22 protein-coding genes and 1 riboswitch are annotated in these 20085 nt (G+C 39.4%); of the genes, 21 read left to right on the forward strand and 1 reads right to left on the reverse strand.

Annotated elements, in window-relative coordinates:
• Position 1: 1 nt before the first annotated feature.
• The 12 genes from G613_RS0116140 (at position 2) to G613_RS18900 (ending at position 10662) form a co-directional block, all read left to right on the forward strand.
• The gene (locus G613_RS0116140; protein ID WP_029233605.1) at positions 2–433 is read left to right on the forward strand and encodes a cytidine deaminase; all 432 of its coding nucleotides are present in this window, start codon (positions 2–4) and stop codon (positions 431–433) included.
• Positions 434–567: 134 nt separating this feature from the next.
• A complete protein-coding gene (rplS, locus tag G613_RS0116145) occupies positions 568–918 on the forward strand; it encodes a 50S ribosomal protein L19 (RefSeq protein ID WP_026487880.1) in 351 nt (116 codons plus the stop codon).
• 97 nt (positions 919–1015) lie between these two features.
• Positions 1016–1615, forward strand: a complete 600-nt coding sequence (lepB, locus tag G613_RS0116150) for a signal peptidase I (protein WP_029233606.1) — start codon at positions 1016–1018, stop codon at positions 1613–1615.
• Positions 1616–1657: 42 nt separating this feature from the next.
• Positions 1658–2539 carry a ribosome biogenesis GTPase YlqF gene (ylqF, locus tag G613_RS0116155; RefSeq protein ID WP_029233607.1) on the forward strand — a complete coding sequence of 294 codons (882 nt, stop codon included), beginning with the start codon at positions 1658–1660 and terminating at the stop codon, positions 2537–2539.
• A gap of 34 nt (positions 2540–2573) precedes the next feature.
• The gene (gene lepB / locus G613_RS0116160; RefSeq protein ID WP_029233608.1) at positions 2574–3107 is read left to right on the forward strand and encodes a signal peptidase I; all 534 of its coding nucleotides are present in this window, start codon (positions 2574–2576) and stop codon (positions 3105–3107) included.
• Entirely contained in the window at positions 3107–3868 is a 762-nt protein-coding gene (locus tag G613_RS0116165; protein ID WP_029233609.1) for a ribonuclease HII, read from the forward strand. Before lepB (G613_RS0116160) ends, G613_RS0116165 begins: the two co-directional genes overlap by 1 nt.
• Positions 3865–5709 (forward strand): flagellar hook-length control protein FliK, encoded by a 1845-nt coding sequence (gene fliK, locus G613_RS0116170; protein ID WP_029233610.1) that lies wholly within the window; start codon positions 3865–3867, stop codon positions 5707–5709. Before G613_RS0116165 ends, fliK begins: the two co-directional genes overlap by 4 nt.
• A 2-nt stretch (positions 5710–5711) precedes the next feature.
• Positions 5712–6011 carry an EscU/YscU/HrcU family type III secretion system export apparatus switch protein gene (locus G613_RS0116175; RefSeq protein WP_029233611.1) on the forward strand — a complete coding sequence of 100 codons (300 nt, stop codon included), beginning with the start codon at positions 5712–5714 and terminating at the stop codon, positions 6009–6011.
• An 81-nt stretch (positions 6012–6092) separates the two neighbouring features.
• Positions 6093–6458: a YraN family protein gene (locus tag G613_RS0116180; protein ID WP_029233612.1), complete on the forward strand. Its 366-nt coding sequence runs from the start codon at positions 6093–6095 to the stop codon at positions 6456–6458.
• Between the two features lie 16 nt (positions 6459–6474).
• Positions 6475–7341: a peptidoglycan editing factor PgeF gene (pgeF, locus tag G613_RS0116185; RefSeq protein WP_029233613.1), complete on the forward strand. Its 867-nt coding sequence runs from the start codon at positions 6475–6477 to the stop codon at positions 7339–7341.
• A gap of 121 nt (positions 7342–7462) precedes the next feature.
• The gene (locus tag G613_RS0116190) at positions 7463–8158 is read left to right on the forward strand and encodes a response regulator transcription factor (RefSeq protein ID WP_029233614.1); all 696 of its coding nucleotides are present in this window, start codon (positions 7463–7465) and stop codon (positions 8156–8158) included.
• 2 nt (positions 8159–8160) lie between these two features.
• The gene (locus G613_RS18900) at positions 8161–10662 is read left to right on the forward strand and encodes a sensor histidine kinase (RefSeq protein ID WP_029233615.1); all 2502 of its coding nucleotides are present in this window, start codon (positions 8161–8163) and stop codon (positions 10660–10662) included.
• Between the two features lie 74 nt (positions 10663–10736).
• On the opposite strand, the gene G613_RS0116200 is transcribed toward G613_RS18900, so the two are convergent.
• Positions 10737–11936 carry a ribose-phosphate pyrophosphokinase gene (locus G613_RS0116200; protein ID WP_029233616.1) on the reverse strand — a complete coding sequence of 400 codons (1200 nt, stop codon included), beginning with the start codon at positions 11934–11936 and terminating at the stop codon, positions 10737–10739.
• Positions 11937–12055: 119 nt separating this feature from the next.
• Between G613_RS0116200 and G613_RS0116205 the strand changes: the two genes are divergently transcribed.
• From G613_RS0116205 to G613_RS0116245, 9 genes are all read left to right on the forward strand, one after another.
• Entirely contained in the window at positions 12056–13417 is a 1362-nt protein-coding gene (locus G613_RS0116205; RefSeq protein WP_029233617.1) for a DUF512 domain-containing protein, read from the forward strand.
• Positions 13418–13454: 37 nt separating this feature from the next.
• On the forward strand, positions 13455–14783 hold the full coding sequence (der, locus tag G613_RS0116210; RefSeq protein ID WP_029233618.1) for a ribosome biogenesis GTPase Der: 1329 nt from the start codon (positions 13455–13457) through the stop codon (positions 14781–14783).
• A gap of 26 nt (positions 14784–14809) precedes the next feature.
• Positions 14810–15487, forward strand: a complete 678-nt coding sequence (plsY, locus tag G613_RS0116215) for a glycerol-3-phosphate 1-O-acyltransferase PlsY (protein ID WP_029233619.1) — start codon at positions 14810–14812, stop codon at positions 15485–15487.
• A gap of 46 nt (positions 15488–15533) precedes the next feature.
• Complete coding sequence (locus G613_RS0116220; RefSeq protein WP_029233620.1) at positions 15534–16559, forward strand: NAD(P)H-dependent glycerol-3-phosphate dehydrogenase; 1026 nt, start codon at positions 15534–15536, stop codon at positions 16557–16559.
• 52 nt (positions 16560–16611) lie between these two features.
• Positions 16612–16708, forward strand: a riboswitch (THF riboswitch).
• Positions 16709–16773: 65 nt separating this feature from the next.
• Positions 16774–17346 carry a folate family ECF transporter S component gene (locus tag G613_RS0116225; RefSeq protein ID WP_029233621.1) on the forward strand — a complete coding sequence of 191 codons (573 nt, stop codon included), beginning with the start codon at positions 16774–16776 and terminating at the stop codon, positions 17344–17346.
• Positions 17347–17586: 240 nt separating this feature from the next.
• Positions 17587–17922: a PadR family transcriptional regulator gene (locus G613_RS0116230; RefSeq protein WP_029233622.1), complete on the forward strand. Its 336-nt coding sequence runs from the start codon at positions 17587–17589 to the stop codon at positions 17920–17922.
• 2 nt (positions 17923–17924) lie between these two features.
• Complete coding sequence (locus G613_RS0116235) at positions 17925–18932, forward strand: permease prefix domain 1-containing protein (RefSeq protein ID WP_029233623.1); 1008 nt, start codon at positions 17925–17927, stop codon at positions 18930–18932.
• Positions 18933–18937: 5 nt separating this feature from the next.
• Positions 18938–19597, forward strand: coding sequence for a DUF4097 family beta strand repeat-containing protein (locus tag G613_RS0116240; RefSeq protein WP_029233624.1), 660 nt, complete (start codon positions 18938–18940; stop codon positions 19595–19597).
• A 184-nt stretch (positions 19598–19781) separates the two neighbouring features.
• Positions 19782–20085, forward strand: a 304-nt coding sequence (locus G613_RS0116245) for a transposase (RefSeq protein WP_029674973.1), incomplete at its 3' end; no start/stop codon positions are given.

A 20085-nucleotide genomic window follows, 5' to 3' on the forward strand; every position in this document is an offset into this window, starting at 1 on the left:
TATGACTAATGAAGAAATGAAGAGCCTTATTGCTAAGGCACTGGACATGAGAAACTTTTCTTATGCTCCATATTCACAATATAAAGTTGGAGCAGCACTTCTTGCTGCTGATGGCACTGTATATACAGGTTGCAATATAGAAAATGCAGCCTACACACCATCAAACTGCGCTGAGAGAACGGCATTTTTTAAGGCTGTAAGCGAAGGCGTTAAAGAGTTCAAGGCTATCGCAATTTGCGGCGGCAAAGAGGGAGCGGATGTACTTGATGATTGCAGCCCATGCGGCGTATGCAGACAGGTAATGAGTGAATTTTGCGATGATGAGTTTATTATTATCTGTGCTAAGTCTTTGGACGACTTTACAGTTTGTACATTGCCTGAGTGTTTGCCTGACAGATTTGGACCTTCTAACTTAATTAGGCCAAAAATGTAATTTGTATTGACTTATTCATGGTCGTTATGGTATAGTATAGTACGTTGTGACAATCAGACGGTCCTCTGCTATAACATTTAACCCATTAACTATCACGTTTATGGCAAGAACGTCCATAGAATAGGAGAAAAGATATGAGTACAATTATCGAAGAGCTCGAGAAAGAGCAGCTGAACGCTAATGCGCCTCAGTTCAACACAGGTGATACTGTAAGAGTACACGCTAAGATTAAGGAAGGAAACCGTGAAAGAGTTCAGGTTTTTGAGGGAACTGTTAAGAAGATCCAGGGCGGTAGCAACCGTACAACTTTCACAGTAAGAAAAGAGTCTTACGGTGTTGGCGTTGAGAAGACATGGCCACTTCACTCACCTATCGTTGAGAAGGTAGAGGTTGTTAGAAGAGGTAAGGTAAGAAGAGCTAAGCTGAACTACCTTAAGGGACTTACAGGTAAGAAAGCTAAGGTTAAGGAACTTGTTACCAGATAATTTGTTTATAAAGAGGCAGTTACTTTTTAGTAATTGCCTCTTTTTTTACAATTTGAGAAAATATATATAAATAAATCAAAAGGGGAGCATTTTTAAGATGCGTCGTCGCAGGAAAAAGAATACTTTATCATTCAGTCAGAAAAAGAAGATCATTACACCTAAGCTTATTCAGGAGATTTTTTCCTGGATAACGGTTACCATTGCCATGGTAGCTCTGGCAGGTGCTTTTGTATTTGCCTTTGGAATGCAGGTTAAGGTAATAGGTGATTCTATGGAACCATCTGCCTACAATGGACAGACTGTTCTGGTAAACCGCCTTATATTCAAGATATTTGGACCCAAGACCGGGGATATAGTAGTTTTCTTGCCTAATGGAAATGTCAATTCTCACTATTATGTTAAAAGAGTAGTTGCAGGCCCCGGAGACAAAGTTCAGATTGTGGATGGGCTTTTGTATATAAATGGGCAGGTTCAGACTGAAGACCAGGATAAATATGATAAAATGGAAGATGCAGGAATTGCTTCCAATGAGATTAAGCTTAAAAGCGGTGAGTATTTTGTGCTTGGAGATAACAGGAACAGTAGTGAGGACTCTCGAAGTGCAAATATAGGTATTGTATCTACCGGAATGATGGTTGGAAAGGCCTGGTTTAAGATGGGACTTGATGACCATTCGGGTGGATTTATCATTAACTAATATTGATGAAGTAATAGTGTTTATTTAGAAAGTGGTGATTTGATGAATTATCAGTGGTACCCGGGTCATATGACCAAGGCTGTCAGAATGATGCAGGAGAATATTAAGCTTATTGATATTATCATTGAGCTTACAGATGCCAGAATACCGGCAGCCGGAAGAAATCCAGACATTGATGAGCTTGGCAAGAATAAGTTCAGACTTATAATCCTTAATAAAGCGGATCTTGCCGATCCTCAGGTTACTAAAGAGTGGAAGGAATACTACCAGAAGACAGGTGCGCTGGTAATGGAAATGAATTCCAAGACCGGAAATGAAGCCGGTAAGGTTAAGGATATGGTAACCAAGGCATGTGCTGAGAAGATAGAGCGTGACAAGAAACGTGGAATAGTGGGAAGGCCTATAAGAGCTATGGTTGCCGGAATTCCTAATGTTGGTAAATCCACATTTATCAATAAGCTTGCAGGAAAGGCATCAGCCAAGACCGGTAATAAACCTGGCGTAACTAAGGGCAAACAGTGGATTTCACTTGGCAAGAACATGCAGCTTCTTGATACTCCGGGTATTTTATGGCCTAAATTTGAAGATGAAGAAGTTGGACTTCATCTTGCGCTTATTGGTTCCATGAACGATGAGAATCTTGATACTACGGAGCTTGCCTGCGAACTTATTAAAATCCTTAAAGAAGCATACCCAAAGGTGATAAACGAGAAGTATAATATAAGTGAAGAGCAGATTGCAGAGCTTATGGAGGAACAGTATGCTACTCCTGCCAGTGCTGTATTATCTGCTATCGCTATCAATAGAAAATGTCTTGGACAGGGAGCTAAGCCTGATATGGATAGAGCGGCAGCGCTTCTTCTTGATGATTTCAGAAACGGAAGATTGGGTAAGCTTTCAATTGAACGTCCTTCTAAAGACTAAATAAGTGCGTATGCACAGATAGGCTGGATTATTTATGAACAAAGTATTGAAAGAAATATTTAGTACTATAATTTATCTTGGAGTTGTGTTCCTGCTTACATTCCTGTTTATTACGTTTGTAATGCAAAGGACAGAGGTAAGTGGCTCTTCAATGAATCCAACTCTTATTGACAAGGATTCTCTTTTGATTGAGAAGGTTTCCTATAGATTTGGTGATGCTAAGAGATTTGATATTATCGTTTTTCCATACAGATACGGTAACGACGAATTCTTTATCAAACGTGTCATTGGATTGCCCGGTGAGACTGTAAGAATCGATACAGAAGGTAACATATATATTGACGAAGTTAAGCTTGATGAGCACTATGGCGCCGAGGTTATCCTTGATCCCGGAGTAGCTCTTGAGGGAGTTAAGCTTGGTCCGGACGAGTACTTTGTCATGGGAGATAACAGAAATCACAGTATGGACAGTAGGGATCCTTCTGTTGGTAATATTAACAAGAAAGACATTTTGGGACATGCCTTCGTCAGAATATACCCATTTGATACTTTTGGGGGTATTAAATGATGGATGCTATAACACAGATAAAAGACCTACTTAAGTCTTCAGAGAATGAAGAACAGCTCACTGCTTTTATTGAAAGATTTGGGAGCGATGAGAGAGCTGGTGTTCAGAAGCTTGTAGAAAGTGCGGACAAAAAACTTGATCTTTTGCACAAGGAAATAGAACGTATTGAAGCCATGAAAAAATATGAGCGTGAAAACGCTTCATTGGGGCTTTTATGCGGAATTGATGAGGTGGGGAGAGGACCACTTGCGGGTCCCGTTTATGCGGCTGCTGTTATTCTTCCTACAGACTGCAATATCTTATATCTAAATGATTCCAAGAAATTATCCGAAAAAAAGAGAGAAGAGCTTTATGATGTCATCATGGAAAAGGCTGTTGCTGTAGGTATCGGATCAAACAGCTGTGAGAGAATTGATGAGATCAATATTTTGCAGGCAACCTATGAAGCCATGACGAAGGCAGTAAAAAGTCTTTCCGTTAAGCCGGGAGGTCTTTTGATTGATGCTGTCCATATTCCTCAGCTGGAGGAGTACAAGCAGGTTTCTATTATTAAAGGTGATGCCAAGAGTGTTTCTATCGCTGCTGCCAGCATTGTTGCCAAGGTTACCAGGGATAGGATCATGAAGGACTATGCCAAAGAGTATCCACAGTATGGCTTTGATTCCAATAAGGGATACGGTAGCGCAGATCATATCGCTGCTCTTAAAAAGTATGGGCCTTGCCCGATTCACCGCAGATCTTTTATAGGTAATTTTGTATGAGTAATATTTCAGGCATAACCGGATCTGGTAATAGTATAGTCATCGATGGAAGGGAACAGACAAATGTTCCTTCTAAGGAGGCGCCCATTGAAATCAAGAATGGGTCTACTTTATCAGGTAAGGTTTTGTCTGTTACAGATAGTGAAGGGGAGCGGATTGCCAATATCGATATTGGAAACGCTACTATTTCTGCCAAGCTTTCCGAGGGAATGGGACTCAAGGAAGGCCAGGTCTTAAATTTCGCTGTTAGAGGAAGCGGTGCAAATGGAATTACAATAACGCCGCTTCTGGAGAATACATCTATTTATCAGAGCACCATGAAGGCTCTGTCTGCTGCAGGTCTCGAAATCACAAATGACAATTTGCAGATGGTAAAAGAGATGATGGAAGCCGGACTTCCAATTGATAAGTCATCTCTTCTTGAAATGAGTAAAAATCTCAACACATATTCTGATACAAGCGTTTCTACACTTGTAGAGATGAAAAGTCTCAATATTCCAATTAATGAAAATAACATAGAGCAGTATTCAAGCTATAAGAACTATGAGCATCAGGTAACCATGGAAATGACTCAGATCATGGATGAATTACCGAATGCCTTCAACACGCTGATGGAGAGCGGAAATACTACTGCTGCAGTAAATTTATATGGAGAAGTACTGAAAGCCTTTGCTGAGGGAGCTGAAATATCTGCCAGCGTAAACCCTGAAATTGTTAATCCGGAAGCTGCCAATACTGAAGCTTTAAAAGGCGATGCCACTAATATGGGATTAGTTAGCCCTGAAGCAGCAGATACAGAACTATTAAATTCTGAAACAATAAAATCCGAAATCACAAATTCAGGCATTGTTAATTCTGATTCTGCAAGTGCCGAAGCTTTCGTGCAAGCGTCTGAAGAAAATGTGGCTGACGGAAATCCTGTTTTGTCTGGCGAAGTGCAGAAAGGCTTGCCAAATGAAGGGGCTGCTCAAAATGTAGTTAATCAGAATTCTGAAGATAAAAACGCTCAGGCTAATATCAAGTTTTCAACTAATTTTGTAAATAACCTGGAAAATATAGGCATTTCAGAGAAGACAATACAGAATCTTATAAAAGAGACTGGTTCGGGAAGCCTTGATGTTCAGAAAATGCTTTTTAAAGAGCTTGCAGGGGCCTTTGAAAATGCGGATTTATCTAATCCTGTTGAAATGGCCTCCTGGAAAAAGCTCTTTTCCTCAGATGAGTATAATAAGCTCCAAAAGGAGAATATAACTAATCAGTGGCTGCTTAAGCCGGGAGATGTGGAGAAAAAGGAGAATATCGATAACCTTTACCAAAGACTTGGCGTTCAGGCTAAGGCTCTTGCGGAGACAATATCGAACACCCTGGGCTCTGAATCAAAGCTTGCTCAGTCAGCCAACAACCTTAGCAATAACCTGGATTTTATGAACCAGCTTAATCAGATGTTTCAGTATATTCAGTTGCCTCTTCAGATGACTGGCCAAAATGCCAATGGCGATCTGTATGTTTACAGGAACAAAAATAAGAAAATGAGCGAAGACGGATCGGTTAGCGCCATTCTTCATCTTGATATGGAGAGCCTGGGACCTGTTGACGTTTACGTTAAACTCAAGGATACAAAGGTTACAACAAACTTTTATGTTGCGGATGATTCTGTTATTGAACTTATAAATGACAATATTCACATCCTTCATGAAAGGCTTGAAAAGCGCGGCTATTCAATGCAGGCAAATCTTATGCTCCATTCGGATAAAGGCGGAGAAAATGATGCGGTTGACGAACTGCTGGCTGTATCAAGGACACCTCTTTTATCTACAACTGCGTTTGATGCGAGGGCATAAATATGGCAGATTCAGGACAAAAAGAAAAAATAAAGACCGCGGTTGCCCTTGGCTATGATCCTAATGAAGATGGGGCACCAAGAGTTATAGCTTCCGGAAAAGGCGCTTTGGCGGAAAAAATCATTGAACAGGCCAAAGATAACAAAATTCCTGTTCATGAGGATGACAAGCTGGCTGATACTTTGTCCAGACTTGAAATTGGGGAAATGATTCCTCCGGAGCTGTACGAAGTTGTTGCTGAAATCCTTGTTTTTGTTGATGCTATGGATAAAATCAAGGCCAAGGATAAGAGCAGAAAATAAAGAAAATAAAACAATAATAGACAAATGGATTTCTATGTGATAATATTCCATTTATGTTTTTTATAGATGGGAATTACATAGATGAATAAACGACAGGTGGGAGATTACTACGAGAATCTGGCCTGTAGTTATCTTCAAAAGTGCGGCGCAAGGATAATCGATAGAAACTATCGGGCTCTTCGCGGAGAGATAGATATCATCGCCTGGGATGATAAATATCTGTGCTTTATAGAAGTTAAATACAGGAAAGATAAAAGGTTCGGCGCTCCTGAGGCAGCCGTCACAATTTCTAAACAAAGACAAATCTGTAAGCTTTCCAAGCTTTATCTTTATTCCAAGAATAAATCCATTGATTTTCCAATTAGATATGATGTTATAGCAATTACTGATGATGATAATATTCCTGTAATCAGATGGCATAAGAACGCATTTGATTATATAGGATAACCATGGGAGAAATGCGATGAACAATATTAAGATTAAAAGATGTGGGGAAAAGAAAGTACTGAATCTAAGAGAGAAAAACGGTGTTTACTACTTTGTTTTTCCAAAGCTTGAGGAACTTGGGATTGTTGACCATCTCTTCAGCACAAGGCTGGGCGGTGTCAGCAAGGGCTGCTATAGTACCATGAACCTCAGCTATACAAGAGGCGATGAAAAGGAAGCTGTGGATGAGAACTATATGAGAATATCAGAGGTTATGGGGCACGGCCATAAGCTAGATGATTTTGTTTCCACTTTCCAGACTCATACAACAAATATTAGGGTTGTTACTAAGGAAGACAGAGGGAAAGGACCGCAGCGCCCAAGGGATTATATGGACATAGACGGCCTTATAACCAATGTGCCGGGAATTATCTTGTCCACATTTCATGCGGATTGCCCGCCGGTGTACTTTGTAGATCCTATCCATAAAGCAATTGGACTTTCTCATTCCGGATGGAAGGGCACTAAGGGCAAAATTTCAGCAAGGACAATAGATGAGATGCATGCAAATTACGGAACAGAGGCCAGTGACCTATACTGTGCCATAGGACCATCTATTTGTGGGCCCTGTTATGAAATCGGAGAGGATGTGGCGGAGCAGTTTGCTGAAAGCTTCTCAAGAAAAGAACTGGAGGAAAAAGGAATTCTGATTCCTTACCCTGGCGGTAAATATAGATTATATCTGTGGAATGCAATAAAACAGACTCTTTTGGAAAAAGGAGTAAAAGAAGAAAACATTTTTGTAACTGATGTATGTACTAAATGTAATTCCGATATTTTGTTCTCCCATAGAATGCAGCACGAAGAACGCGGTAATTTAGCGGCATTTTTGAGCCTTAAATGAATAGCATAAACGTAATAACGTTAATTTCTTAAGAAAACAGGCAAAAAAATTAATAAATTTCGATGGTAAATCTTAAGAATTTACTGATTTAATTAATTTAGAGTTGTTAAAGGTGGTTAATATGGAAAATATTCTTGTGTGTGATGACGATAGGAGCATAGTAGACGCGATTGAGATATATCTGGAGGAAGAAGGTTATAGAGTATTCAGAGCCTATGATGGTGTTGAGGCTTTGGAGATTCTCAAACAGGCCAGAATTCAGCTCGCAATCGTGGATATTATGATGCCCAGAATGGATGGTATAAGGCTTGTTAAGGAGCTTAGAAGATTCAGTACTATACCTGTTATCTTTCTTTCCGCTAAATCCGAGGATTCGGATAAAATCCTTGGTCTTAACATAGGCGCAGATGACTATATCACTAAGCCTTTTAATCCACTTGAGCTTATGGCCAGAGTCAAGTCTAATCTTCGCAGATATACTACACTTGGATCAGAGGTTATCAATGATAATGTTTACTCTGTGGGTGGTCTTGTAATTGATGATAATTCCAAGGAATGCTTTGTCTTTGGCGAGAATATCAAGCTTACTCCGGTAGAATACAATATCCTATGTTTCCTGGTTAAGAACAAAGGCAAGGTATATTCCATTGAACAGATTTATGAGCATATATGGCATGAATCAACCGGTGGAAGATCAGATAACACCATTGCGGTTCACATCAGACACATTAGGGAAAAAATAGAGATCAACCCCAAGGATCCCAAATTCTTAAAGGTTGTATGGGGAGTTGGTTACAAAATCGAGGATGAGGTTTAAAAATGCAGTTAAGTAACAAGCTAAAAAAGACACTTCGCTTTTCACAACATATCTTGGCAGGATTTATAGCTTTTGTGCTGGCATATTCTATATCTAGTTCCAGTATAGTAATTACGGGAGCTGATGGCGATTATTCATATAATCTCTATAAATCCGACAGGTCAAGAGCTTATGAGGAATCACTTCTTTTTAATAATATTTTAGGGAATAATGCAGCAAATGTGCTTAGGCTTGTTGCTGAAAGATCTCAGTTGGAAACCGGTGCAGTTTTTGACGGTGATAAGAAGGTTGATGTCACGGCCTATGTGAACAGAGCATCAATGCTTCCAGGAGACTACATCACAGCAGTTTATTATTTATCTGACATTCTTAAATGGGGACAGAACGGAATTACTGTTGAGACCAGAGATTTTACATCTGAGCAGAGCGCAAAATTCCTTAGTTCATCAACTACATACACTCATCTCAAGAATAATAATGTATCAGGAGGTATGAACTCATACCTTAATTCACAACAGGATGATAATACACTGACTTTTTCTGTTGCGGGAAATGGCAATTATGAAGCAGGAAGCCATGATATTCTTATATCCAGATATCAGACAGTAGATGGCAAGAACATAGATGATATCGTATCAAACTGGGATGAGTATATTCTTTTATGCTCTTATATTCAGGAAACAATTGGAGATCTTTCGGCTAATTACAAGGAGTACGGTTCACTTCTTAGCTATTACACATATCAGAATAGTAACGTAAGATATTATGTTTCAAGGACAGTCAACGGTAAAAAAGAAATCTTCACAAATGTGGATGAACTGTCAAAAGAGACAGTTGGTGTCGACGTGGGAGAAGTTTTTAAGGGATTTGGCAAATATATTTATTATTGTCCTTATGAACTTAAGTATGATACCAACACAAAGATAAAAGAAAGCGTGTTCAGGTCCCTGGTTAAATCATATAACTATGCATTTCCTGATCAAACCAAGATATATCTTGCTGTAGATACCAATAACTATCCATGTTCAGATGATTTTGCCCAGGGGAAGAGCAGCTTTACCAAATATATGCCTTATAGGACCCAGCTATATATCCTGGGAGTAATTGCAGCGGCAGCGTATCTGGCTATATTTATCATACTGTTTAATGATGCTAGAAAAGCAAAGGCAGTGGATGTATCGGTCCAGAGCCTGCCTCAGCCAAGCTTAGAGGAAAATATCTTATATTCTGAGGCGGTACTTCTTCTAGGGGCGCTGCTTATCATGCTTCCTTTAGCCGTATTTATTATCGCAAGTTACATCAAGGGTACCAGCCTTGTTAAGATGACGCAGCTTCAGATGTTTCCGTATTACCTTGGAGTATCTGCCGTCATTGCGGACGTCGGGCTCTTATACATAATTTATGAGTACACAAGAAGAATTTCCGGTAAACTGCTTTGGAAAAACAGTTTTACCAGAAGGGTAAGCTTTGGAGCAAGAGACCTGATAGTAAATACAACTGATAACGGTAGTGTATTTATCAGAACCTGGATTCCTTATGTTATCTTTGTGGTCATAAATATGATGCTTTTCAAGATCGGAATTGCAGGCGTTGTAATTGCTGCTTTCATGGATTTTTTGATCGGTATTTATTTATATAGGCAGAATACAGACAGAGACAGAATCATCCATGTAATTGAAAATATTAAAAATGGTGATGTGAAGGCTAAGGTTGATGTCAGAGACCTTCATGCCGACAATATATTGCTTGCAGAGGCTGTCAATTCCATCGGAGAAGGTATAGAAAGAGCTGTAGATACCAGTATGAAGGATGAGAAGCTTAAGGCGGATCTTATTACCAATGTTTCTCATGATATAAAAACACCGCTGACATCCATTATTAACTATGTGGGCCTTATTAAACGCGAGAACATAGATAATCCCAAAGTTAAAGAGTATGTAGAAGTTCTGGATGTTAAGTCAGCCAAGCTAAAACAACTGATTGAAGATCTTTTGGAAGCTTCCAAGATCAGCTCCGGCAATATCAGCATTCAGATGACAAAACTCAATTTCGTTGAGATGGTTAATCAGAATATTGGCGAATTCTATGAGAAATTCGAAAATGCCAAGCTTCAGCCAATATTTAGATCCATTCAGCCAAATATCCAGATTATGGCAGATCCAAGGCATTTATGGAGGGTAATAGAAAACCTCTTTAGTAATACCTGTAAATATGCGCTGCCGGGAACGAGGGTATATATGGATCTTAAGCTATCCGAAGGGGCTGACGGCAAGAAAAAAGCAGTATTTTCAATAAAGAATATTTCAGCTAAAGAACTGGATTTGGACGGGGATGATTTGTCAGAGAGATTTATTCGTGGTGATGAATCAAGAACAACCGAAGGAAGCGGACTTGGCCTTTCAATAGCCAAGAATCTGACACTTGCTCAAAACGGAGATTTCAAGATAAAACTTGATGGAGATCTTTTTAAGGTAATACTGACATTTGATGCAGTGGAAGATTAAGGGATATATAAGCTTATAATAAAACGGCTTAGGAAAGATATTTTTCCTAAGCCGTTAAAAGCGTTATGGATATATTAGTCGAACAACTCTGCGGGAGTTTTGCAACCGGAGTTGTACTTGCCTACGATTTCGTGAATCTTATCTGTTGGCATATTTACTGTAGACATTGATGCATCGTGATTAAGGAAGTCAATGATTGTAGCAAGGAATTTACCCATATCAGCTACAAATAAGTACTCTCTTGAAGTAACTTCTTCATTCATGTAAGTAAGGTTGGTAGTAATAACAGCATCAAAGTATCCATTCTTGTAGCCTTCATCAAATTTCTTCATTCCGTCTGTGAAGAGGCCAAAGGTTGTGCAGATGAATACGCGCTTAGCACCCATGTTTTTGAGCTGTCTAGCGGTATCAATCATACTGGAACCTGATGAAATCATATCATCTATGATGATAACATCGCGGCCCTGAATATCTGAACCAAGGAATTCATGAGCAACAATAGGGTTTGTGCCGTTAACAACATGAGCATAGTCACGTCTTTTGTAGAACATACCTGTGTCAGCACCGATGACATTTGCAAAGTAAACTGCTCTGTCAAGAGCACCTTCATCAGGAGAAATAACGGTAAGGTGATCCTTATCAACAATAAGGTCATCAATATGAGAAAGGAGAGCCTTCATAAACTGATAGGATGCAAGGAAATTATCAAAGCCGCCCAGAGGCTTGGCATTTGATATTCTTGGATCATGTGCATCAAAGGTTATGAAGTTTGAAATGCCCATATCATGCAGCTCTTTGAACATTTGGGCTGCATCAAGAGATTCCATGCCATTGCGCTTATGCTGTCTTCCTTCATAAAGGAAAGGCATGATAACATTAATTCTGCGTGCCTTACCTGTGATGGCACCGATAACTCTTTTAAGATCCTGATAATGATCGTCAGGAGACATGTGGTTGAGATAATTGTACATTTTGTAAGTGATGCTGTAGTTGCAAACATCAGTAAGGATATAAACGTCGTTACCTCTGACACTTTCAGTGATGGTAGCCTTAGCTTCACCACTGGAGAATCTGTTGAGTTTGTAACCAATCTGATAGCTGTCCTTGACGTATCCGTGGAAAGCGGGATCGTTCTCAGGCATCTTGTAAAGTTCATGTCTGAACTGGGCAATGTACTTGTCTACACTGTTACCAAGTTCCCTGGCAGATTCCATTACGATGAGATTGAGCGGAGCTACAGGAATAGTACCTTCAAGCTTGTGAAAATCTGGCATTTTTGTCCCCTTTGTATTATATTATTTGAGCGCCTATTTATTAAACGCATTTCTCCAAGTACAGTTTTACCATCTCATTTACTGACACGTCAAGGATATTATTGTATAATAAAAACGCTATGAACAAATATAATGGACATTTAATAGGCAATGTGGAAGAAGGAAGCATTGCCGAAGAACTTAATATAGAAAAAGGTGACATCCTTCTTAAAATCAATGATCAGGAGCTGGAGGATGTTTTTGACTACCAGTATCTGGTACAGGATGAGCATCTGGATGTACTGATCAGGAAGACTAACGGAGAAGAGTGGCTTCTTGATATAGATAAAGACTATGACGAAGACCTTGGAATTGAATTTGAAAATGGTCTTATGGACAACTATAGGCGATGCAGTAATAATTGCATCTTCTGCTTTATAGATCAGATGCCTAAGGGTATGAGAGAAACTTTATATTTTAAGGATGATGATTCAAGACTTTCATTCCTTCAGGGCAATTATGTAACTCTTACAAATATGTCGGATAAAGATATAGACAGAATTCTTAAGTATCATTTATCTCCCATAAATATCTCTTTTCAGACTACCAATCCGGAGCTTCGCTGCAAAATGCTGGGAAACAGATTTGCCGGAGAAGCCCTTAAAAAGGTGGACAGATTATGTGCTCCCGGGACCGGTATTGAGATAAATGGTCAGATTGTACTTTGTAAAGGTGTTAATGATGGGGCAGAACTTACAAGATCAATTACTGATCTTAGCAAGTATATCCCTAATCTTCAAAGCGTATCTGTTGTTCCTGTTGGACTGTCCAAGTACAGAGATGGACTTTATCCTTTGGAACCCTTTAACAGTGACGATGCAGCCAAGGTTATTGATGAAATTGAGAGCTGGCAGCGCAAAATCTATGATGAGCACGGCATTCATTTTATTCATGCTAGTGACGAGTGGTATTTCCTTGCGGGAAGAGATTTTCCTGAAGAAGAGCGCTATGACGGATACATTCAGCTTGAAAACGGCGTAGGAATGATGAGGCTTCTTATCAATGAATATGAGGAAGCTATGCAGGCTGTTCTTGAGAACCACAGGGAACATTTGGATAAGCTTAACAGAAACATTTCAATTGCCACAGGAAGGCTTGTATATCCCTGCATCAAGAACCTGGCAGACAGAGCTATGGAAGTTTGCCCTGGACTAAAGGTAACAGTTTATGAGATAATCAATGAGTTTTTTGGCGAAAGGATTACAGTATCAGGTCTTTTGACAGGGCAGGATATTATTGGTCAGCTTCGCGGCAAGGATCTGGGCCAGGAGCTCTTTTTACCTGAGAACCTTCTTAGAAGCGGTGAGGATTATCTTCTGGATGATGTAAGGATAGGAGATATCTCAAGAGAACTTGGAGTGGAAGTTGGTATTTCCAAGTGCGACGGTCATGAACTTGTAGGAACTCTCTTTGATATTCCAACTTATGAGATTTTTGAATAACTGCAAACATTCATTATATTTTAGACAAGGATGATTTATGAGTAAAAGAAATATTGTAGCAGTGGTCGGAAGACCAAACGTAGGTAAATCTACACTTTTTAATGCACTGGCAGGTAGTAGGATTGCTATTGTGCAGGATACACCCGGTGTAACAAGAGATAGAATCTATCAGGATGTGGAATGGCTTAACCACAGCTTTACCCTTATTGATACAGGTGGTATCGAACCTGATTCCAAGGATATTATTCTTGCTCAGATGAGAGATCAGGCTCAGATAGCTATAGACACAGCTGATGTTATTATCTTCATGGTTGATGTTAAGCAGGGACTTACTGATTCCGATTCCAAAGTAGCAGACATGCTTAGAAAATCCGGTAAGCCTATCGTTCTGTGCGTCAACAAGGTTGATAATTATAACAGAGATTCTTTGGATGTTTATGAATTCTACAATTTGGGAATTGGTGAGCCATTCCCTATTTCTGCTGTTAACAAGCAGGGAATTGGCGATCTCCTTGAGGAGGTTGTCAGCCACTTTAACAAGAATTCAGTAGATGATGAAGAGGATGACAGCATTAAGATTGCAATCATCGGTAAGCCAAACGTAGGTAAGTCCTCTATTATCAATAAGCTTATCGGCGAAAACAGACTTATTGTATCTGATATTGCAGGTACAACCCGTGATGCCATCGATACTCAGGTTAAATACAACGGCAAGAAGTACACATTTATTGATACAGCCGGACTTCGCAGAAAGAACAAGGTCAAGGACGAACTTGAACACTACATGATCGTCAGAACTGTGGGTGCCGTTGAAAGAGCTGATGTTGCAATTCTTGTTATCAATGCTGAGGAAGGCGTTACAGAGCAGGATGCCAAGATTGCAGGTATTGCTCATGAAAGTGGCAAAGCGGTAATCATTGCTGTTAATAAGTGGGATCTTATTGAAAAAGACAATCACTCGGTAAAAGAGTTTACTAAGGATATTAGAAATACTCTTGCTTTCATGAACTATGCAGAGATTATCTTTATTTCTGCTGAGACAGGTCAGAGACTTGTTAAACTCTACGATATGATCGATATGGTTTCAGAGAACCATGCGCTCAGAGTTGCAACAGGTGTTCTTAACGAGATTATGACCCAGGCAGTTGTTATGCAGCAGCCACCAAGTGACAAGGGTAAGATGCTCAAGCTCTTTTACATTACTCAGGCATCTGTTAAGCCACCGACATTTGTTATTTTTGTTAATGACAAAAAACTTATGCACTTTAGCTATACCAGATATATTGAGAATCAGATAAGAGAGGCCTTTGGCTTTAAGGGTACTCCACTTAGATTCATTATCAGAGAAAGAAAAGAAGATAAATAACCATATTGGAGGATGAAAAAAGTAAAATGGGACATCTACTTTTAGAGAGAATTATTTGCGTTGTCATTGGCTATATTTTTGGTACATTCCAGACAGCAGTACTTTACGGAAAGCTTAAAGGGGTAGATATCAGAAAGGTTGGATCCGGTAACGCCGGAACAACCAATACCCTCAGAGTTATGGGGCCTAAGGCAGGAGCAGTTGTTCTTTTAGGAGATATGCTCAAATGTATGGCAGCTATTCTGATCACATATCTTTTATTTGGTCGTGCAAACCCTGCATACATTGTACTTTACATGACATACACCGCAGCGGGAGCAGTTCTTGGACATGACTTCCCTGTTATGCTTAAATTCAAGGGAGGCAAGGGAATTGCCTGCACAGCAGGATACACTATTTACCTTGGAATTCAGTTTACTCCATGGTTTATTGTTATGGGACTTGTTTCATTCTTCCTTCCGCTTAATCTGTTTCACATTGTTTCAATCTGCAGTCTTTTCTATTACACAGCACTTTTGGTAATGACTATTATTTATGGACAGATGGGACTGTTTTTTGCTCCACAGGGTGCTCTTATTGAGGTTTATATAATCCTCGCGCTTTTAGCTATACTTGCTTTCTATCAGCACAGAGGCAATATCAAGAAGCTCCTTGCAGGTCAGGAGAGAAAGACCTACATCTTTAAAAAGAATAAAGTAGATTAACTGATAATTGATTTTCAAACAATAATTAATATTGGGAGAATTTGACTTGGACAAACAACAGATTGGTATAGTTGGCGCGGGTAGCTGGGGAATAGCGCTTGCGTATTTACTTAGTAACAATGGACATGATGTAATTGTATGGTCCAGAAGACAGGAAAGTGTCGATAAACTTAGGGCTTATCATGGCAATGAGGATAAGCTTCCCGGAGTGATACTTCCGGAATCCGTTAAGTTTACTTGCAGCATGGAAGAAACTGTTAAGGACAAGGATATTATTGTTGTAGTAGTTCCATCTGCGCATATGAGAGAAACAGTTAAGCTCATGGCTCCTTATATTGTTGAAGATGAGGAACATAAGCAGATTATAGTTAACTGCTCTAAGGGTATTGAAGAGCAGACACTTATGGTAATGTCGGATGTAATATTAGATGAGATTCCGGGATGCCAGGTATGTGTAATGTCAGGCCCTTCACATGCAGAAGAAGTTGGTAAGGGTATGCCTACTTCAATTGTTGTAGGCGCTTTTGATAAAGATACAGCCAGATATGTTCAGAATATATTTATGAGCAATGTATTCAGGGTTTATATAAGTCCTGATATGCTTGGCATTGAGATTGGTGCAGCCCTCAAGAATGTTATAGCTCTTGCAGCCGGTATTGCTGATGGCTATGGACTTGGGGATAATGCTAAGGCTGCTCTTATAACCAGAGGTATTGCTGAGATAGGCAGACTCGGAATGGCTATGGGCGGTAAATTTGAGACCTTTAGCGGCCTTTCCGGTATTGGCGATCTTATCGTAACCTGCGCATCAATGCATTCCAGAAACAGAAGAGCAGGTATCCTAATAGGACAGGGCAAATCTATGCAGGAAGCCATGGATGAAGTCAAGATGGTTGTAGAGGGTGTATATAGTGCCAAGGCGGCAAAACTTCTTGCTGACAAGTACGAAGTTGAGATGCCTATAGTTACAGCTGTTAATCAGGTCCTTTTTGAGAGAAAATCTCCGGAGGAAGCTCTTAATGATCTTATGATCAGGGACAAGAAGATAGAGAGTAGTAATCTGGATTGGTAGTATTGCAATTACATTGTTTATAATGTATTATGTTCTCAAATAAAAATGTTTATGCAGAGTAGACGTCACAGCGTTAAGTGCCAGGTAGACAGGGAGTTGCTACTTGGACGAAGGGATAACCCGCGGTTATGATGTCGCATCCCGCTGCTACATCAAAGATACGTATTTATGCCTCTGATGTGGTTAAAGGAAAAACTGCAAAGGAGGTATTATTATGTCACAAAATTCTATCGTAACTAAGAAAACAAGCATTTTTTCGTCAATCGGAAGACTCAAAGAGACCAAAGTTCTTACCTTCTGCGGCATGATGGGGGCACTTGCAATTGTTCTTGGATATGTTGCCACTATCAAGTTTGGTCCCTATATCAGAATCGGTTTTTCCGGACTTCCTAACCAGGTTGTGGATTACCTTTTCGGACCATGGATAGGAGCTATATTTGGCGGCACAATGGATATTGTTAAGTGGTTTTTGTCAGGAGACGGAGACTTTTTCCCCGGATTCACACTTACTGCAATGCTTGGTGCTGTTATATACGGATTATTCCTTTACAAGCAGCCACTTCAGGTTTGGAGAGTTATTGCTGCTCAGGTAACTGTTAAGATTGTATGTAACCTGGTTCTTAATACTCTTTGGCTTAATATCCTTTATGGCCAGGCAATCGCAGCTATTCTTCCGGGAAGAATTATTTCAAACGCAGTAATGCTTCCAGTTGATTCGATTATTATGCTGATCATGCTTACAGTTGTTAAGACTTCCATAAAACCATATTTTGATAACGAGAACTGATAATTCAGTCTGAAAAGTTTAGTGATTATTTCTGGAAACACCTGTTTTCATGCGCTTTTAAGCGCTTTGAGGATGGGTGTTTTTTATTGCGTAAATTTTTTTACAAATAGTGTTGACATACTACGACTGCCGTGGTATATTTTACTACGACAGATATACTACGACTAACATAGTATGCCAGACATAGTACGACAGACATATGAAAATACATTTTTCACGTGGAAAGGAGTGTTTGATGGGATGATAGAAATAAGTAGTGATGTCATTAGAGGTTATAATGACACAATCATTCTTTTCATTCTGCTGGATGAACCATCCTACGGTTATGAGATATCCAAGAGAATCAGATCTCTGTCAGAAGATAAATATATTATCAAGGAGACTACTCTTTATTCAGCCTTCACCAGGATGGAGAAAAACGGATATATAGAATCCTACAGTCAGAATGCAGAGAATGGCAAGAAACGAACGTATTACCGAATTACACAGTTGGGGAAAGAATACTACCTGGAGAAATGTGCAGAGTGGAATCTTACAAAAGAAGTTGTTGAGAAATTCATTAGAGGAGATAAGTGATCATGGAAACTATTAAAAACTATTTGGAAGCAATGTTTGCTAACTTACCTAATACAGTTGAGGTTAAAAATGCCAAGGATGAGCTTCTTTCAATGATGGAAGACAAATATACTGAGCTTATAAATGAGGGCAAGCCTGAGAATGAAGCGGTTGGAATAGTTATTTCTGAGTTTGGTAACCTGGATGAACTGGCAGAGAGCCTTGGAATTGCAACAGTTATCAATCAGGAAGATGAGTCCACTGACAGAAGAATGCTTTCAACTGACGAAGTTATAAACTTTGTAGCTGATTATACACGTCGCAGATTCGTTCTGGCTTTTGGAGTTATGATGTGCATATTTGCTCCGATTGGCCCGATCATGTTTAGTGCATTAGGCGAGACAATAGGATTTGGCAGAATAGAACTTGTAGGAGTATTGTTTTTGTTTGTATTTGCAGCAATTGGTGTTGGTGCTATAGTTTTTTCTGCATTTATGAACAATGAATGGAAGTTTATGGACAAAGAGCTGTGCACTATAGACTTATCTACAGCAGAGGCAATTGCAAGATCTAAGAGTGAGAACCAGATGACAAGAGGTTTATACCTTACAATCGGTATTGTTCTTTGCATCATTAGTATTATTCCTGTAATTGTGCTTGATACGGTTTTTTCATCAGGCCTTAGCTTTATTACAGAGGGTATTGGACCTTCATTCATATTTATAGGTGCAGGTATCGGTGTTCTCCTGATCCAGATGTCATCAGCCAAGGACGCTGCTTATTCCAAGCTTTTATCATTAAACGATGTTAATACTGTTGCTGGAAATTATGAACCGGTTAAAAAGGAGAGAAAGAACTATGTAAGCAGTGCTGCCAAAGACATTATGTCAATGTATTGGAAAATAGTTCTCTGCATATATCTTATTGCCAGTTTCACATCCTTTAACTGGGGATCAACATGGCTTATTTGGCCTATAGCAGGCGTACTTAGAAAACCTATTGAGAAAATCCTTTGCGCAGATAGGGGGTAAACAATATGAAAAAGTTCTTATCTTTTGTACTGACAATTGCTACAATTGCAGCTGTTTGCTACGGAGTTTATACATACATAATTCCTGTTGATAAGCCATCTGAATTTAAAGAGGATTATGGCACAGAAGTTACCGGTATTAAAATGGACGTATCTCTTCTTGAAATCAAAATAAAAGAGGGTAAATCTTTTACTGTTGAATATGAAGGATCTGAAAAACTACGTCCGGATTGCAAATATGATGAAAGTTCAAAGAGCCTTGTAATTACACAGCCTGAATATAAACCAAAGAAGAGTAGGCCAAGTGATAATAATAAGCTGACAATCACTTTTCCTAAGGATACAAGACTTGGGGAATTCAATGCTTCTTTAAATATGGGTGTAATTGAAGCAGGAAAGCTTTCTGCAGATCAGCTTCATTTAGCGACAAATATGGCAGATATTGATATTGATAAATGTGATACCAAGGACATGGCTATAGTTTCAAATCTTGGAGATGTGGAAATTGATCTCGAAGGCGATATCAAAGATTTCACGATCAGTGCTAGTGTTTCACTGGGAAATCTCAGGGTTGGATCAGAGAATTACAATAGCAATTATGTCCAGACAGGAACAGCAGGAACAATCAAAATTGAATGTAATTTAGGCAACGTAGAATTAAAGTAAATTATTAAAAAAGTATAAAAAGTCCACATAATTACTATGTGGGCTTTCAGACTGAAGACAAAGTCCACGGCTTACGCCGTGGATTTTTCTATACAAAAGTGCCACAAACCCAGTATTTATCTAGGATTGAGGCACTTTTTGTGTTATAATAGGAGTATCAAAGTTGGGGATGGGGATCGCACTTATGATGACTTCGAATACAGAAAGAAAACGTGAACAGATGCAGTTTGTGAGCATGGATGACCTTGTTCCGCAGGACCATATGCTCAGGCTTATTGATAAGGCAATTGACTGGTCATTCATCTATGACCTTGTTGAAGATAAGTATTCTCCTGACATGGGCAGGCCAAGCATGGATCCTGTCACTCTTATTAAAATTCCATTCATTCAATACTTATACGGAATAAAAAGTATGCGCCAGACCATCAAGGAAATCGAGGTAAACGTTGCATACAGATGGTTCCTTGGTCTTGAACTCAATGAACCAG

This window comes from Butyrivibrio sp. VCB2006 (genome assembly GCF_000420945.1).
In the GTDB taxonomy this organism is placed as follows: Bacteria; Bacillota; Clostridia; order Lachnospirales; family Lachnospiraceae; genus Butyrivibrio.

Excerpts from the sequence above, each read along its gene's own strand:
- G613_RS0116165 (WP_029233609.1), top strand. The coding sequence starts at position 3,107 with ATGGATGCTATAACACAGATAAAAGACCTACTTAAGTCTTCAGAGAAT.
- G613_RS0116200 (WP_029233616.1), bottom strand. The coding sequence starts at position 11,936 with ATGCCAGATTTTCACAAGCTTGAAGGTACTATTCCTGTAGCTCCGCTC.
- pgeF (WP_029233613.1), top strand. The coding sequence starts at position 6,475 with ATGAACAATATTAAGATTAAAAGATGTGGGGAAAAGAAAGTACTGAAT.
- lepB (WP_029233606.1), top strand. The coding sequence starts at position 1,016 with ATGCGTCGTCGCAGGAAAAAGAATACTTTATCATTCAGTCAGAAAAAG.
- G613_RS0116175 (WP_029233611.1), top strand. The coding sequence starts at position 5,712 with ATGGCAGATTCAGGACAAAAAGAAAAAATAAAGACCGCGGTTGCCCTT.
- G613_RS0116205 (WP_029233617.1), top strand. The coding sequence starts at position 12,056 with ATGAACAAATATAATGGACATTTAATAGGCAATGTGGAAGAAGGAAGC.
- G613_RS0116225 (WP_029233621.1), top strand. The coding sequence starts at position 16,774 with ATGTCACAAAATTCTATCGTAACTAAGAAAACAAGCATTTTTTCGTCA.
- lepB (WP_029233608.1), top strand. The coding sequence starts at position 2,574 with ATGAACAAAGTATTGAAAGAAATATTTAGTACTATAATTTATCTTGGA.
- fliK (WP_029233610.1), top strand. The coding sequence starts at position 3,865 with ATGAGTAATATTTCAGGCATAACCGGATCTGGTAATAGTATAGTCATC.
- G613_RS0116140 (WP_029233605.1), top strand. The coding sequence starts at position 2 with ATGACTAATGAAGAAATGAAGAGCCTTATTGCTAAGGCACTGGACATG.
- G613_RS0116230 (WP_029233622.1), top strand. The coding sequence starts at position 17,587 with ATGATAGAAATAAGTAGTGATGTCATTAGAGGTTATAATGACACAATC.
- ylqF (WP_029233607.1), top strand. The coding sequence starts at position 1,658 with ATGAATTATCAGTGGTACCCGGGTCATATGACCAAGGCTGTCAGAATG.
- der (WP_029233618.1), top strand. The coding sequence starts at position 13,455 with ATGAGTAAAAGAAATATTGTAGCAGTGGTCGGAAGACCAAACGTAGGT.
- rplS (WP_026487880.1), top strand. The coding sequence starts at position 568 with ATGAGTACAATTATCGAAGAGCTCGAGAAAGAGCAGCTGAACGCTAAT.
- G613_RS18900 (WP_029233615.1), top strand. The coding sequence starts at position 8,161 with ATGCAGTTAAGTAACAAGCTAAAAAAGACACTTCGCTTTTCACAACAT.
- G613_RS0116180 (WP_029233612.1), top strand. The coding sequence starts at position 6,093 with ATGAATAAACGACAGGTGGGAGATTACTACGAGAATCTGGCCTGTAGT.
- G613_RS0116240 (WP_029233624.1), top strand. The coding sequence starts at position 18,938 with ATGAAAAAGTTCTTATCTTTTGTACTGACAATTGCTACAATTGCAGCT.
- plsY (WP_029233619.1), top strand. The coding sequence starts at position 14,810 with ATGGGACATCTACTTTTAGAGAGAATTATTTGCGTTGTCATTGGCTAT.
- G613_RS0116235 (WP_029233623.1), top strand. The coding sequence starts at position 17,925 with ATGGAAACTATTAAAAACTATTTGGAAGCAATGTTTGCTAACTTACCT.
- G613_RS0116190 (WP_029233614.1), top strand. The coding sequence starts at position 7,463 with ATGGAAAATATTCTTGTGTGTGATGACGATAGGAGCATAGTAGACGCG.